Genomic DNA, 13,761 nt, shown 5'->3' on the forward strand with positions numbered 1-13,761 from the left:
CTGACTCGCGGAATGCCGGGCTCGGGCGCATTCGGCGGCAGTGTGCATGTGATAGTTTCCTCTGGAATGTGACCCGCAACATAGTCCATAAGGACTGGCCGAAAGGTCTGCGGGCGGCCAGATACCCGCTGGCCAAGATCCCGGATCGGCAGAGGTAACCCCCTGCCGGACGGGGACTACGGAAGGATCAGTTGTGAATCTTGTCAGGAATCCTGCACGCGGCGGGGCAGAAAACACCCTTCCGGCAGCGGCAGAGACCGCACAGACAACGGCGATCCAGAACTAGTCGTCCGATGCTCCGATACCTCGCCAAACGTGCCATCACGTATGTCTTCATGATCTTCCTGACGACCACAGCCGGGTACTTCCTGGCCGTGAACACCCTGCAGCCCGCACTGCTGGAGCAGGAGCGGATCCCGCGGCCCACCCCCGAGCAGGTGGCCAACTCCTTCCGGCTCAAGGGCCTCGATCCGGAGCTCAGCCCGTGGGAACGCTACGTCGAGTGGCTCACCGCGATCGTCACCCGCTGGGACTGGGGACGCAGCCCCAACGGCGCGTTCATCAACGCCGAATTCGGCGACCGGGTCTGGATCTCGACCCGGCTGTTCCTGGCCTCGATCATCCTGACCCTGATCATCGGCGTCGCCCTGGGCGTGTACACGGCAGCGCGGCAGTACAAGGCCTCGGACCGGGTTATCACCTCATACAGCTACCTCGTCTACATCGTGCCCGCGCCGATCGCCTACTTCCTGGTGCAGCTCGGTGCCATTAACATCAACGAGTCGGTCGGCGAACGAATCTTCTTCGTCACCGGTATCTCCACGCCAGGGCTGGAGGGCAATGGCTGGGTCCAGTTCGTGGACATGCTGGCGCACTACGCGGTGCCGACCTTCGCGATCACGATTGTCGGGTGGGGCACCTACCAGATCGCCCAGCGCCAGTACCTTCTGGACAACGTCAACGCCGACTTTGTCCGGACGGCGCGGGCGAAGGGACTGACCCGCAACCAGGCCATCAGCCGGCACGCGCTGCGGGTGTCCTTCATCCCCGTGGCGCAAAGCATCGCCTTCACCATCCCCGCCATATTCGCCGGCGGCTTCTTCGCCGAGAAGATTTTCGCCTGGCACGGCGTCGGCTCCTGGAGCATCGACGCGATCGCCCTTCAGGACGTCAATGCCGCGACGGCGACCCTCGCCTACGGCTCCGTGATCTTCGCGATCGGTGCGATCCTCGCGGACTTCGCCACCACGTTGGTCGACCCGAGAGTGCGGGTGCAGTAAGCATGACAAACCTCAACACCATCGACCCGGCCGCCGTCGCCGGCGAGGCGAAAATCGAGAACAACGACGTCGTCATCGCGAAGTCCTCGATCATCCTCCGCCGCTTCCTGCGCAACAGGACAGCCGTCGTCGGGCTGGTCGTCTTCCTGGCCCTGACCCTGTTCTCCTTCGTGGGCGGCTTCTTCACCAGCTGGGACAAGGAGACGATCGACCCGTTCAACATCGGCATGCCGCCGTCGGCCGAGCACCTGCTGGGCACCTCCCAGGCCGGGATCGACCTCTACGCCCTGACCGTGGAAGGCACCCGGATCTCGATCCTGATCGGCCTTGTCGTTGGGCTCGTCTCGGTCCTGATCGCCGCCGTGTACGGCTGCACCATGGCCTACTTCGGCGGGAAGGTGGACAAGGTCATGCTGTTCGTCCTCGAAGCCCTGATCATGATGCCGGCCCTGCTGGTCGTCGCCGTGGCCACCAGCGGCGGCGGCAACGGCCTGCAGCAGTCCCTGCCCAGCTGGCTCCTTCTGATCATCGTGCTGCTGGTCTTCAGCTGGATGGGCACGGCCCGCCTCATCCGCTCGCTCTCGATGTCCCTCATGTCGCGGGACTTCGTGAAAGCGGCCCAGTACATGGGGGTCCCGCCGCGGCGCATCGTCTGGCGGCACCTCGTCCCGAACATCGGCTCGCTGCTGGTCCTGGACATCACCCGGGGCATCACCGGCGCGATCCTGGCCGAGGTGGCGTTCTCCTTCATCGGGATCGGCATCAAGGTCCCCGACGTCAGTCTGGGCGTGCTGATCGGCCAGGCCACCTCCCAGGTCTCCACCTTCCCGTGGATGTTCTGGGTCCCGCTGACCGTCATGTTCCTGCTGACCGGTTCGCTGGCCATGATGAACGACGGCCTGCGTGACGCGTTCGATCCCAGCTCCAGCTCCGTTGGCCGCGCCAAGAAGAGCAACGCCAGAATCGGCAAGACACCCAAGACCGCACAGAAGAAGACCACATGAGCCACGAAATGACCGCAGGCACCGAGTCCGCCGAGCTCTCCGCCGTCGAGCGCCTCCACGTCGCCGGGCTGCACGCCGCAGGTGATGCCCCGGCGGATGCGGTGCTCTCCGTCCGGGACCTGAACGTCCGCTTCAACACGGAAAACGGGGTGGTGCACGCTGTCCGCGGCATCGACTTCGACCTCCGCGCCGGCAAGACGCTGGGCATCGTGGGCGAATCGGGCTCCGGAAAGTCCGTCACCTCCATGGCCATCCTCGGCCTGCTGCCCCCGACGGCGGAGATCACCGGTTCGGTCCGGCTCCAGGGCAAGGAACTGCTGGGACTGAGCGACAAGGCCATGTGCCAGTACCGCGGCAACGACATCGCCATGGTCTTCCAGGATCCGCTGTCCTCCCTGACCCCGGTCTACACGGTGGGCAACCAGATCATCGAGGCGCTCACGGTCCACAATCCCGCCATGAGCAAGCAGGCCAAGGAGGCACGCGCCGTCGAGCTTCTCGGCATGGTGGGCATCCCCAGCCCGAAGGACCGGCTCAAGGCCTTCCCGCATGAGTTCTCCGGCGGTATGCGCCAGCGCGTCATGATCGCCATCGCGATCGCCAACAACCCGCGCGTGCTGATCGCCGATGAGCCCACGACGGCGCTCGACGTCACCATCCAGGCGCAGGTCCTCGAGGTGCTGCACACCGCGCAGGAGGAAACCGGCGCCGCCGTCGTGATGATCACGCACGACCTTGGCGTCGTCGCCGGCATGGCGGACGACATCATGGTGATGTACGCCGGCAAGCCGGTGGAGACCGGCAGCGTCGACGACATCTACTACAACCCCCGGATGCCCTACACGATGGGCCTGCTCGGCGCGGTGCCGCGCGTTGATGTGGCCGAGAAGTCCTCGCTGGTGCCGATTGAGGGCATCCCGCCGAACCTCATCCACACACCGACGGGCTGTTCCTTCGCGCCGCGCTGCCCGCTGGCCAGCGACGCGTGCCTGCAGGGCGAGCCGGAGCTGTGGCCCGTCGCCGGGGACACCCTGGACGGCGGCCTGCCGCACCAGGCCGCCTGCATCAAGACCGATTCCCTCGGCCTCGAAGTGGACGTCCGCGAGGTCTTTAAGGCCCCGGCCGTCCCGGTGTCACGCTTTGACGCGATCCCGCGCGCAGAGCGCCGGACCGTGCTGGAGCTCAGGGACGTCAGGAAGCACTTCCCGCTGCTGAAGGGCGCCCTGCTCAAACGCCGGATCGGCACCGTCAAGGCGGTCGACGGGCTGAGCTTCGACATCCGCGAGGGCGAGTGCTTCTCGATCGTCGGCGAGTCCGGCTGCGGCAAAACCACCACCCTGCTGGAAATCATGGAGTTCCACAAGGACCAGGACGGCGAGGTGGTCATCGGCGGCCTCAGCAACAAGGAAGCCTCCGACGCTAAGACCAAGAGCGCCATGCGCAAGGAACTCCAGATGGTGTTCCAGGACCCCACCGGTGCCCTCGACCCGCGCTTCACCGTCTTTGAAGTGCTGGCCGAGCCGCTCGAGAACGCGGGCATGGCCAAGCCCCAGATCCGGAAGCGGATCATGGAGCTGATGGAACTCGTGGGCCTCCAGCCGGACCACGTCAACCGCTTCCCCAACCAGTTCTCCGGCGGCCAGCGCCAGCGCATCGGCATTGCCCGCGCCCTCGCCGTGAACCCCAAACTGGTGGTCCTGGACGAGCCGGTGTCCGCCCTGGACGTGTCCGTCCAGGCCGGCGTCATCAACCTGCTGGACCAGCTCCGCGCGGAACTCGGGTTGAGCTACCTGATGGTCGCCCACGACCTGTCGGTGGTGCGGCACATCTCCAACCGGGTGGCCGTGATGTACCTGGGCAAAATCGTGGAGATCGGGGACGTGGACAGCGTCTTCGACAATCCGCGCCACCCTTATACCCGGGCCCTGCTCTCCGCGATTCCGGTCCCCGACCCGGTCCTGGAACGCACCCGCTCACGCATCATCCTGCAGGGCGATCTGCCCTCGCCGCTGGAAGCGCCGACAGGCTGCAACTTCGCCACGCGCTGCCCGGTCTTCGCGGCGCTGCCGCCGGCAAGGCAGGAGAAGTGCCTGACCCAGGAGCCGGGACTGGTGACAGTCGCGGACTCCCTGGAAGCAGCCGGCGCCGGACAAGCCCACGGGCATCCGGCCGCTACCGGCCTTCCGGCCGCCCCCGCGGCCCCCACAGACCAGCAGTTCGCCTGTTTCTACCCGGACGGCGAACTGGACGCGGACATGCTCGTTGTCCACGAAACCACCTGACCTACCAGTCACACGCATCACAACTCGCACCAAAAGGAATGAAGGGGAACACATGAAGAATCTGACCAAGATCGGCGGCGTTACCGCCGTCGTTGCAGCGCTTGCGCTCACCGCTTGCGGCGGTGGCGGCGGCGCCGCACAGGGTCCCGAGGCCGCGAAGGGCCAGGACGCAGGAAGTGACCTGGCCAAGCTCGTCAGCATCAACGCCAAGGATGCCAAGGACCTGCAGCCGGGCGGCACCGTCACCCTGCCGCTGGGCAACATCGGTCCGGACTTCAACGGGTTCTCCAACAACGGCAACAGCGCGGACAACACCGCCCTGCACCGCCCCATCGACCAGGCCGGCACCTGGGGCTGCTGGAACTTCGACTTCGACGGCACCGCCACGCCGAACAAGGACTTCTGCGAAGACGTCAAGAGCGACGTCAAGGACGGCAAGCAGACCATCACCATCAAGGTGAACGAGAAGGCCACCTACAACGACGGCACGCCGATCGACGTCAAGGCCTTCGAAAACACCTGGAACATGCTCAAGGGTGAAAACAAGGACATCGACATCGTCAGCTCCGGCGCATACGAGTTCGTGGAATCCGTCAAGGCCGGTTCCAGCGACAAGGAAGTTATTGTCACCACCACCCAGCCGGTTTACCCGCTGGACTCCCTGTTCACCGGCCTGATCCACCCGGCCGTGAACACTGCGGAGATCTTCAACGAAGGCTTCACCGGCGACATGCACCCGGAATGGATGGCCGGGCCGTTCAAGCTGGACCAGTACGACAGTGCCGCCAAGACGGTCACCCTCGCCCAGAACGACAAGTGGTGGGGCAACAAGCCGGTCCTGGAAAAGGTGGTCTTCCGCCAGCTTGAGAGCAGCGCCGCGATCGCCGCCTTCAAGAACGGTGAAATCGACGGGGTGTCCGCTAACACCATCACCCCGTACAAGCAGCTCGACGGCACCAAGGACTCCGAGATCCGCCGCGGCCAGCGTCTCTTCGCCGGTGGCTTGAACCTCAACGCCCAGAAGGCGCCGATGACCGACGTCGCCATCCGCAAGGCGATCTTCACCGCCGTCGACCGCGAAGCACTGCGCAAGGTCCGCTTCAACGGCCTGAACTGGGAAGAAACCAGCTCCGGATCGATGATGCTGCTGCCGTTCTCCAAGTACTACCAGGACAACTACCCGGTCAAGGAGACCGGCACCGAGGCCGCCAAGAAGGTCCTGACGGACGCCGGCTACACGGCCAACGCCGCAGGCATCATGGAAAAGGACGGCGTCCCCGCCGCCTTCAAGATCAGCAACTTCGGTGACGATCCCACCACCCTGGCCTTCGCGCAGACGCTGCAGAGCCAGCTCAAGGCCGGCGGCATGGATGTTGGCATCGACCAGCGCGCTTCCGCCGACTTCGGCAAGGTGCTGGGCAGCCGCGACTTCTTCATGAGCGTCTCCGGCTACACCGTGGGCGCCGACGCGACCGACTCCGTCAAGCAGTTCTACGATTCCAAGACGAACGAGAACGAACTCGGCGACGCCGAACTGGACGCCGAGATCAAGAAGCTCTCCAGCATTGCCGACAACGCTGAGCGCAACAAGGCAGCCATGGAAGTTGAAAAGAAGCACATGGAGAAGTACTTCTCCATGGGTGTTGTGATGAACGGTCCGCAGATCTCCTTCGTGCGCACCGGCCTCGCCAACTACGGCCCGTCCCTGTTCAAGAGCCTGTCCCAGGTTCCGGACTGGACCACCATCGGCTGGGAAAAGAAGTAACACTCCGCGCTCAACGGCTCTTCGAGCAGCGGCGGCCGGCATTCCCTGAACTTCGGGCATGCCGGCCGTCGCCGTTTAATCCGGGGACTGACGCGGCGTGCGGGGGTAGCGTGGGACCATGACAACAGACTCCACCCGGCCCATCCGCACGGCCGTCGCCGGCTTCGGCCTCTCGGGCAGCGTCTTCCACGCCCCGCTGCTCGCCGCCGACCCCGCGTATTCCGTTGACGTGATTTCCACCTCTGACACCGGCCGGCAGGCGGCCGCCTCAGCCCGGTATCCCGGCACCCGCCTGGTGAATACCCCGGAGGACATCCTGGAGCTCGCCGGCGAACTGGACCTGCTGGTCCTCGGAACGCCGCCGGCCACCCATTACCCGCTGGCGAAAGCGGCGCTGGAAGCCGGGCTCGACGTCGTCGTCGACAAGCCGTTTACCGTTCGCAGCGCCGAAGGCGGGGAGCTCATCCAGCTCGCGGCACGGCTGGGACGCGTGCTCACGGTCTTCCAGAACCGGCGCTGGGACGGCGACTACCTGACCGTCCAAGGCCTGCTGGAGAGCGGCGTGCTCGGCACCGTCACGCGGTTCGAATCCCGCTTCGAACGCTGGTCCCCGGCGGTCGCAAAGGCCTGGAAGGCGGCCGCGACCGCGGACGACGGCGGCGGAGTGCTGTTCGACCTCGGCACGCACCTGCTGGACCAGGCCGTCCAGCTGTTCGGCCCCGCCACGGTCACACATGCGGAACTCGATGCGCGGCGGCCCGGCGAGATGACCGACGACGACGTGTTCCTTGCCCTGCGGCACGAATCCGGCGTGACGAGCCATCTGTGGATGAACATGCTCTGCGCCCAGCAGGGACCGCGGTTCCGGCTGCTGGGCAGCGCGGGTGGCTACACCAAACACGGCGTGGACCCGCAGGAGCCCTTCATCGTCGCCGGCGGCAGCCCGCTGGACCCGGACTACGGGATCGAGGACCGGGACTGGTCCGGGCTGCTCGGCCGGGACGGACACCTGGACCGGCTGCCCACCGAGCGCGGCGACTATCCCGCGTTCTACCGGATCCTGGCGGCGAAGATCCACGACGGCGGGGCGGCCTCGGCCCTGCCGGTCCCGGTGGATCCGGCTGGCCCGGTGGAGGTGCTGCGGCTGATCGAACAGGCCCGGGCCCTGGGTTTCGGGGGTTAAACAGCAATCGACTGCTCCGTAACCGCCGTTTTGGGGGTCCCAAAGGGCGGTTACGGAGCAGTCGATGCGGTTTCCGGCTAGGCCGGGGTCGGCTGGCTACGCGGAGACCAGCTGGTGCCAGTCGGCCACGAGGGGCAGGTTGTGCGCCTCGGAAACCGAGCGGTGCGCCACCTTGCCACCGGCGATGTTGAGGCCGGCAGCGAGGGCGGCGTCGCGTTCGAATGCGGCCTTGACGCCCAAGTTGGCCAGGGCGACGGCGTAGCGCAGGGTGACGTTGGTCAGCGCGTAGGTGGAGGTGTTCGGCACGGCGCCCGGCATGTTGGCCACGCAGTAGAAGATCGTGTTGTGGACCTTGTACGTGGGTTCCTGGTGCGTGGTGGGGTGCGTGTCCTCGAAGCAGCCGCCCTGGTCCACGGCGATGTCCACCAGTACGGAGCCGGGCTTCATCCGGGAGACGAGCTCGTTGGTGACCAGCTTCGGGGCCTTGGCGCCCGGGATCAGCACGGAGCCGATGACCAGGTCGGCGTCCACAACCGACTTCTCGATCTCGTATGCGTTGGAGGCAACGGTCTTCAGGCGGCCCTGGTACTGGGCATCCAGTTCGCGCAGGCGGTTGATGTTGATGTCCAGGATGGTGACGTCGGCGCCGAGGCCGAGGGCCATGGCGGCGGCGTTGGTACCGGCAACACCGGCGCCGAGGACAACGACCTTGGCGGGGCGGACGCCCGGTACGCCGCCGAGCAGCACACCCTTGCCGCCGGCCGGAGCCATCAGCGAGGTGGCGCCGACCTGGACGGAGAGGCGGCCGGCAACCTCGGACATCGGGGCGAGCAACGGCAGGGTGCGGCCCTCCTGGACGGTCTCGTAGGCGATCGCGGTGACGCCGGAGTTGATGAGCTGCTGGGTCAGTTCCGGCTCGGCAGCCAGGTGCAGGTAGGTGAAGAGGATCAGGCCCTTGCGGAAGCGGTGGTATTCGGCCTTGACCGGCTCCTTGACCTTCATGACCATGTCGGCGCGGGCCCAGACGTCATCGGCTTCGGCGACGATCTCGGCGCCGGCGATCGCGTATTCCTCATCCGTAATGCCCGAGCCCAGGCCCGCGCCGCGCTCCACGAGGACCGAGTGGCCGTGGGTGCGGAACTCGTGCACGCCTGCGGCCGTGATGGCGACGCGGAATTCGTTGTTCTTGATCTCTTTGGGGACACCGATGATCATTTGTGGGCTCCAGTGCTGGCGGCCTTGTGGGCCTGGGTGTGCGGGGGAAGTCGTACTTCCAGAATAAATCCGGCTGTGAGGCAGGCGACAGACGCCGCCTCACGGCAGCGCCCGCTTCCCGCGGAAATCCGGGCTTTTCCAAATACCGGACTGGACATTTGTCGACCCGGCAAGCGTCAGGTGTCGCCTGATGTCCGTTGGGGGGCGATCGCTGTGGCGTTTCCTGCCGGGACGGCATCGGCAGTAGTGTGGCAGCATGCAGCCGCAGGACGTCGAACAGCTCGTGGAGCAGGTCGCACTCCAACTGGGCCGCGGCCTTTCACTCGAGGACCTCGACGGCCAACTGCTCGCCTACAGCTCCAACCAGTCGCACGCGGACCGGGTCAGGGTGAACTTCCTGCTCAGCAAGCGCGTCCCGGTGGACGTCAGCACCTGGCAGCTCTCGCACGGGATCGCGACGGCGGTCCGCCCCGTGGTCGTGCCGGCCAACGAGGAGCTCGGGATGCTGGGCCGCGTCTGCGTTCCCCTGCTGGTGCGGGGATTCCGGGTGGGTTACCTCTGGGTCCAGCTCGACGCCGATGAGCCGAACGCGACGACGGTCCTCGCCCAGTTGCCCGAGGTGGCCCGCGAGCTGGAGCAGCTCTCAGCCCTGCTGCTGGAATCCAACACGGCCGAATCGGAGTTCCGCCGCCGCCGCGAACAGGAATTCCTGGCCGCCTGCCGGGGCGAGTCCAACGCCGTCGCGGCCGTGGCGGGCTGGAAGGAAGTCCAGGGGCGCGGACCCTGGCAGCTGGTGACGGTACTGGATGCCGACGGCTGGGCCGAAGGCTCCGACCCGATCGCTTCCACACTGGTCCACCGCTCTGCTGCGCTCCAGGCCACCATCGGCGTGGATGCCACCCTGTTCAGCGCCGGCACGGAGACCCACGCCGTCGTCCTGTTCAGGGAATCGACCGGCCGCGCGAACCACGCCCAGGTGCTGGTCCATTACCAGCTGGAGCTGGCCAAGCGCTCCGGCCGGCCGGTCCACCGGATCATCCTGGGAACCTCCGAGGGCTTCGCGCGGCCGCGGGAACTCGCCGATGCGTACCGGCAGTCCCGGCAGGCCGCGCAGGCCGCTGCGGTGGATCCCCAGCTGGGAGAACTGGTGGACTGCCGCGCCACCGGGATCTACCAGCTGCTGGCCTCGGCCGGCGGCGGGGCGGGGGCGTGGGCGGACGCGGGCTCGGTCTATTTCCGCCTCCTGGAGGACCACGACCGGAACCACGAGCTGCTGCCGGTGCTGGAGCTTTTCTATGACAATGACGGGTCGGTCCAGGAGGTGGCGGACAAGCTGCACCTGCACCGGAGCAGCATCTACAACAGGCTGGGCCGGATCCGCCAGCTGCTCGGGGTCGACCCGCTCAAGGGAATGGTGCGGCTGGAACTCCACGCGGCGCTGAAGGCGCGGCGCTGGGCGGGGCGCCCCAGGATCTAAGGGGCGGCGGCGTTAGGCGCCGCGGCCCTCCCGTTTGGGCTGCTCGGCTTCCAGCGGGCGGTCCGGCGCGGAGCCGGCATCACCCGCCTCCGCGGCGAGGGCGGCCTGCCGCTCGGCCTCTTGCGCTGTTTCCCGCGCTGCTTCCCGCGATCGTTCTCTCCTGCGGAGCGTGATCCGGCTGTCCATCCACATGGAGACGGCCACAAACGCAACACAGCTGGACATAAAGGCAGCGGTATTGTTCAGCCCCATGGCTGTTCCGAGAATGCCCGTGAGCACCATGGCGGCGATGCCAGTCACGATGTGCCACCCTCTGAACTTACCCACAATTCAAGCGTAACCCCGGCGTTCTCCGCGTTTCCGCGCAGGGCCGGGATCGTTGTTTGATCCTTATCACGCCGTCACGAAGCATCCGCGGCACCGTCATCCCCGTGGCCGGGAGCGCCGTCCGCGGTATTGTTCTTCTTCTGTTTTTCCAGCCAGGCCATGATGTCGGCGAGCCGGATCCGGCGGTGTGTGCCCCGGTATTCCACCGGGATTTCGCCGCGGTCCGTCATGTTCCGCAGGTATGTGTGCGAGATCCCGGCCAGCTCGGCTGCCCGGGACGTGGTCAGCATTTCCTCGACGCTGCTGACCGTCACCGCCTCGCCCCGGCTGAAGCGCGCCAGCAGGTCCACGACGGCGTCCCGCGCCTGGCCCGGCAGCCGGTGGACGGTGCCGTCGACGAACACCGTGATGTCGTCGCTGCCGTTGAGGGCGTAGCGGAGTTTCTGCGCGTCCTCAGCCGGAAGGGCGGCCGTCACCCGGGGAGCAATCAGTGTCATGAAGTGCATCCTAGCGCCCCGGGGTTCGGCCACACACTGCCTCTGCCTGCTGCGGCGCTAGAGCCCGAGTTCCTCAAGGACCGGCAGCTTCGCCCGGACCCAGGCGCGGGCCTCCGTGGCGCTTGGCGCGGAGAGGGCCAGTTTGGCCAGTTCCTGCGCCTCGGCCAGGGTGACGGTCTTCAGCACGGCGGCCACGGCCGCGAGGGATCGGGCCGTCATGGACAGGGTCGAGACGCCGAGCCCGGTCAGGACGACGGCGAGGGCCGGGTCAGCGGCGGCCTCGCCGCAGACGCCGACCGGTTTGTTGTGGCCCTCCGCGACGGAACCTTCCACGGTCAGGCCGACAAGCCGTAGCACGGCGGGCTGCCACGGGGTGTTCAGCGCTGCGAGCGGGCCGAGCTGGCGGTCGGCGGCCATGGCGTACTGGGTGAGGTCGTTGGTGCCCAGGCTCGCGAAGCCCACCTCCCGCAGGATGGCCTCGGCGGTGAGCGCCGCGGACGGGACTTCCACCATGACTCCAGGGGTCTTGATCCCGGCCTCGGCACACAGGGTGGCGAAGCGGGCAGCCTCCTCCGCGGTGGAAATCATCGGGGCCATCACCCAAACGTCCGCCTCGGACTCCTGCTCGGCCCGGGCGATGGCCTGCAGCTGGCGTTCCAGCACGCCCGGCGTGGTGAAGTCGGTGCGGTACCCGCGGACGCCGAGGGCGGGGTTGGGTTCCGTGGCGTCGGTGAGGAAGGGCAGCGGCTTGTCCGCGCCGGCGTCGAGCGTCCGGAGCACCACCTTCTTGCCGGGGAACGCGTCGAAGACGCCCTTGTACGCGGCGGCCTGTTCGTCCACGGTGGGCTCGGTATCCCGTTCCAGGAAGCAGAACTCGGTCCGGAACAGCCCCACGCCCTGCGCGTTCAGCTTCGCGGCGGCCACGGCATCCTTGGCCCCGCCGACGTTGGCGAGCAGCGGCACGAGATGGCCGTCCGCCGTCGCGCCGGTGCCGTCAAAGTCTGCCAGCAGCGAGGCGGTGGCGGCCCAGTGTTCGGCGGCGGCGCGCTGCGAGTCGTCCGGGTCGACGGTGATCAGGCCGGCGGCGCCGTCCACATAGACCTCCGTGCCGTCCGGAAGCTGGTCGACGCCGGTTGCGGCCACGACGGCGGGAAGGCCCAGCGAGCGGGCAATGATCGCGGTGTGGGACTGCGGTCCGCCGCCGGCGGTGAGCAGCGCCAGGATCTTCTCCGGATCCAGGGTGGCGGTGTCCGCCGGGGCGAGGTCCTCGGCGATCAGGATGAACGGGGTAGGGGAGGACGGGATCCCCGGGGCCGGGACGCCGCGCAGTTCAGCGACGATCCGTGCCCGGACGTCCAGGACGTCGGTGGCCCGCTCCGCCATGTAGCCGCCCAGGTTGTGCAGCATCTCCGAAACGGAGGCGCCGGCTTCCCAGATGGCCCGCTGGCCGGAGGTGCCGCGGCCGATCAGCTTGGCCGCCGACTTCAGGAGCATGGTGTCCGTCGCCATCAGGGCCGTGGCCTCCAGGACCGCCTTGCCGTCGCCGCTGACCGTCTCGGCCCGGGCCTTCAGCTCATCATGGACGGCCTTCGCCGCCGTCTTGAGGGCAGCGGTCGCTTCCTCAGCCGTGACGCCGGCCGGCAACTGCTCTCCGGCGGGCGGTTCGCTGACGGGTTTGGGCATCTGGCGGATGGTTCCGATGATGCGGCCGGGGCTGACGCCTACTCCTGGGAAGTTCTGCACTGAAGGTCCTCATTCTCTGCCGTGGGCCGGTAAGCCGGTGAGTCAGGTACCGCCGGAGCCGGCCCTTCGATCCGGCCCGAAAGTTCCGGACCGGATTTTCTGGATCGGACGGTTGGGCGGGCCTGCCGACAGCTACGTCAGCGGGCGGATCCCGATACCTGAAAAAATTGTATGTGATGCACTTCATATAGCGTTGCTATAGGTGCTAGGGTAGCGGTTATGAGTTTCGATGGCCAGCTTCCGCCGAAGACGCGGCTGCTGCGTGCGGCCGCTGAGTTGCTGGCCAACTCCGCCGGGGGTGCGGTTTCCACCCGCCAGATCACCCAGTTGGCCGGAGTCACGGCGCCCACCCTTTATCACCATTTCGGCGACAAAGAAGGGCTGTTCGACGCGGTCGTCGCGGCAGGTTTTGAGGAGTACGTGGCGGGCGAACGCGACTTCGCACCGTCAGGACATCCACTGGAAGATATCCGGCGGATGTGGGACAACCACGTGCTGTTCGGGCTCAAACAGCCGGAACTGTACCTGGTCATGTTTGGCAATATTCGCCCGGAAAGCCGCCCGGCCGTCGTCGCTGACGCCGAGGGCCTGATGGAGGAAATGCTGAACAAGGCCGCCGTCGCCGGCCAACTAAACGTCCCTCCGCGGGAAGCAGCCAGGAGCATCCTTGCTGCCAACGTCGGGGTGACTCTCATGCTGATCACGGAAAAGGCGCCCGAGCGCAACCTCGAGCTGTCCGCCATGACCCGCGACGCCATGATCTTTGCGGTGTCCTCGGAACAGGCGAAAATCAGCGCCCCTGAAGCGTCCGGGAAATCGTCGGTGGTTGTGGCGGCGATAGCCCTGAACGCGGCACTGCAGGCATCGCACTCGGACCAGCTCTCCAGCTCGGAACTCAAGCTCTTCCTCGAATGGCTCCACCGGATCTCAACCAGCTCCACCAGCTAGCTTTCGCGAAATCATCGGACCATCCTGCGGTGCAGCAGGA

At 66.9% G+C, this 13,761-nt stretch carries 11 protein-coding genes; 7 read left to right on the forward strand and 4 right to left on the reverse strand.

Annotated features, from left to right (window positions below):
• Positions 1-293 precede the first annotated feature (293 nt).
• From AC50YC_RS07905 to AC50YC_RS07925, 5 genes are all read left to right on the forward strand, one after another.
• Positions 294-1,280: an ABC transporter permease gene (locus AC50YC_RS07905; RefSeq protein WP_354171246.1), complete on the forward strand. Its 987-nt coding sequence runs from the start codon at positions 294-296 to the stop codon at positions 1,278-1,280.
• Between the two features lie 2 nt (positions 1,281-1,282).
• Positions 1,283-2,284: an ABC transporter permease gene (locus AC50YC_RS07910; protein ID WP_494952993.1), complete on the forward strand. Its 1,002-nt coding sequence runs from the start codon at positions 1,283-1,285 to the stop codon at positions 2,282-2,284.
• A complete protein-coding gene (locus AC50YC_RS07915; protein WP_494952994.1) occupies positions 2,281-4,566 on the forward strand; it encodes a dipeptide ABC transporter ATP-binding protein in 2,286 nt (761 codons plus the stop codon). The genes AC50YC_RS07910 and AC50YC_RS07915 overlap by 4 nt, the downstream gene beginning before the upstream one ends.
• Positions 4,567-4,618: 52 nt before the next feature.
• Positions 4,619-6,331, forward strand: coding sequence for an ABC transporter family substrate-binding protein (locus AC50YC_RS07920; protein WP_494952995.1), 1,713 nt, complete (start codon positions 4,619-4,621; stop codon positions 6,329-6,331).
• Positions 6,332-6,449: 118 nt separating this feature from the next.
• Positions 6,450-7,514, forward strand: coding sequence for a Gfo/Idh/MocA family protein (locus AC50YC_RS07925; protein ID WP_494952996.1), 1,065 nt, complete (start codon positions 6,450-6,452; stop codon positions 7,512-7,514).
• 96 nt (positions 7,515-7,610) lie between these two features.
• Here AC50YC_RS07925 and ald read toward each other — a convergent pair whose 3' ends face one another.
• Complete coding sequence (ald, locus tag AC50YC_RS07930) at positions 7,611-8,729, reverse strand: alanine dehydrogenase (protein WP_494952997.1); 1,119 nt, start codon at positions 8,727-8,729, stop codon at positions 7,611-7,613.
• Between the two features lie 256 nt (positions 8,730-8,985).
• Here ald and AC50YC_RS07935 point away from each other — a divergent pair, with 256 nt between their 5' ends.
• A complete protein-coding gene (locus tag AC50YC_RS07935) occupies positions 8,986-10,206 on the forward strand; it encodes a PucR family transcriptional regulator (RefSeq protein WP_494952998.1) in 1,221 nt (406 codons plus the stop codon).
• Positions 10,207-10,218: 12 nt separating this feature from the next.
• Here the strand turns inward: AC50YC_RS07935 and AC50YC_RS07940 are convergent, their stop codons facing one another.
• The 3 genes from AC50YC_RS07940 to ptsP form a co-directional block, all read right to left on the reverse strand.
• Positions 10,219-10,506, reverse strand: a complete 288-nt coding sequence (locus AC50YC_RS07940; protein ID WP_494952999.1) for a hypothetical protein — start codon at positions 10,504-10,506, stop codon at positions 10,219-10,221.
• Positions 10,507-10,607: 101 nt separating this feature from the next.
• A complete protein-coding gene (locus AC50YC_RS07945; protein ID WP_494953000.1) occupies positions 10,608-11,030 on the reverse strand; it encodes a helix-turn-helix domain-containing protein in 423 nt (140 codons plus the stop codon).
• Between the two features lie 57 nt (positions 11,031-11,087).
• Positions 11,088-12,773: a phosphoenolpyruvate--protein phosphotransferase gene (gene ptsP / locus AC50YC_RS07950; RefSeq protein ID WP_494953001.1), complete on the reverse strand. Its 1,686-nt coding sequence runs from the start codon at positions 12,771-12,773 to the stop codon at positions 11,088-11,090.
• A gap of 219 nt (positions 12,774-12,992) precedes the next feature.
• Here ptsP and AC50YC_RS07955 point away from each other — a divergent pair, with 219 nt between their 5' ends.
• Positions 12,993-13,721 carry a TetR/AcrR family transcriptional regulator gene (locus tag AC50YC_RS07955; RefSeq protein ID WP_494953002.1) on the forward strand — a complete coding sequence of 243 codons (729 nt, stop codon included), beginning with the start codon at positions 12,993-12,995 and terminating at the stop codon, positions 13,719-13,721.
• Positions 13,722-13,761 lie beyond the last annotated feature (40 nt).

The sequence above is a fragment of the Pseudarthrobacter sp. MDT1-56 genome, from assembly GCF_059383555.1.

What these genes read in the sequence shown, in the direction of transcription:
- AC50YC_RS07910 (WP_494952993.1), top strand. Translation starts at nt 1,283, where the DNA reads ATGACAAACCTCAACACCATCGACCCGGCCGCCGTCGCCGGCGAGGCG.
- AC50YC_RS07925 (WP_494952996.1), top strand. Translation starts at nt 6,450, where the DNA reads ATGACAACAGACTCCACCCGGCCCATCCGCACGGCCGTCGCCGGCTTC.
- AC50YC_RS07935 (WP_494952998.1), top strand. Translation starts at nt 8,986, where the DNA reads ATGCAGCCGCAGGACGTCGAACAGCTCGTGGAGCAGGTCGCACTCCAA.
- AC50YC_RS07955 (WP_494953002.1), top strand. Translation starts at nt 12,993, where the DNA reads ATGAGTTTCGATGGCCAGCTTCCGCCGAAGACGCGGCTGCTGCGTGCG.
- AC50YC_RS07920 (WP_494952995.1), top strand. Translation starts at nt 4,619, where the DNA reads ATGAAGAATCTGACCAAGATCGGCGGCGTTACCGCCGTCGTTGCAGCG.
- AC50YC_RS07905 (WP_354171246.1), top strand. Translation starts at nt 294, where the DNA reads ATGCTCCGATACCTCGCCAAACGTGCCATCACGTATGTCTTCATGATC.
- AC50YC_RS07915 (WP_494952994.1), top strand. Translation starts at nt 2,281, where the DNA reads ATGAGCCACGAAATGACCGCAGGCACCGAGTCCGCCGAGCTCTCCGCC.
- ald (WP_494952997.1), bottom strand. Translation starts at nt 8,729, where the DNA reads ATGATCATCGGTGTCCCCAAAGAGATCAAGAACAACGAATTCCGCGTC.
- AC50YC_RS07945 (WP_494953000.1), bottom strand. Translation starts at nt 11,030, where the DNA reads ATGACACTGATTGCTCCCCGGGTGACGGCCGCCCTTCCGGCTGAGGAC.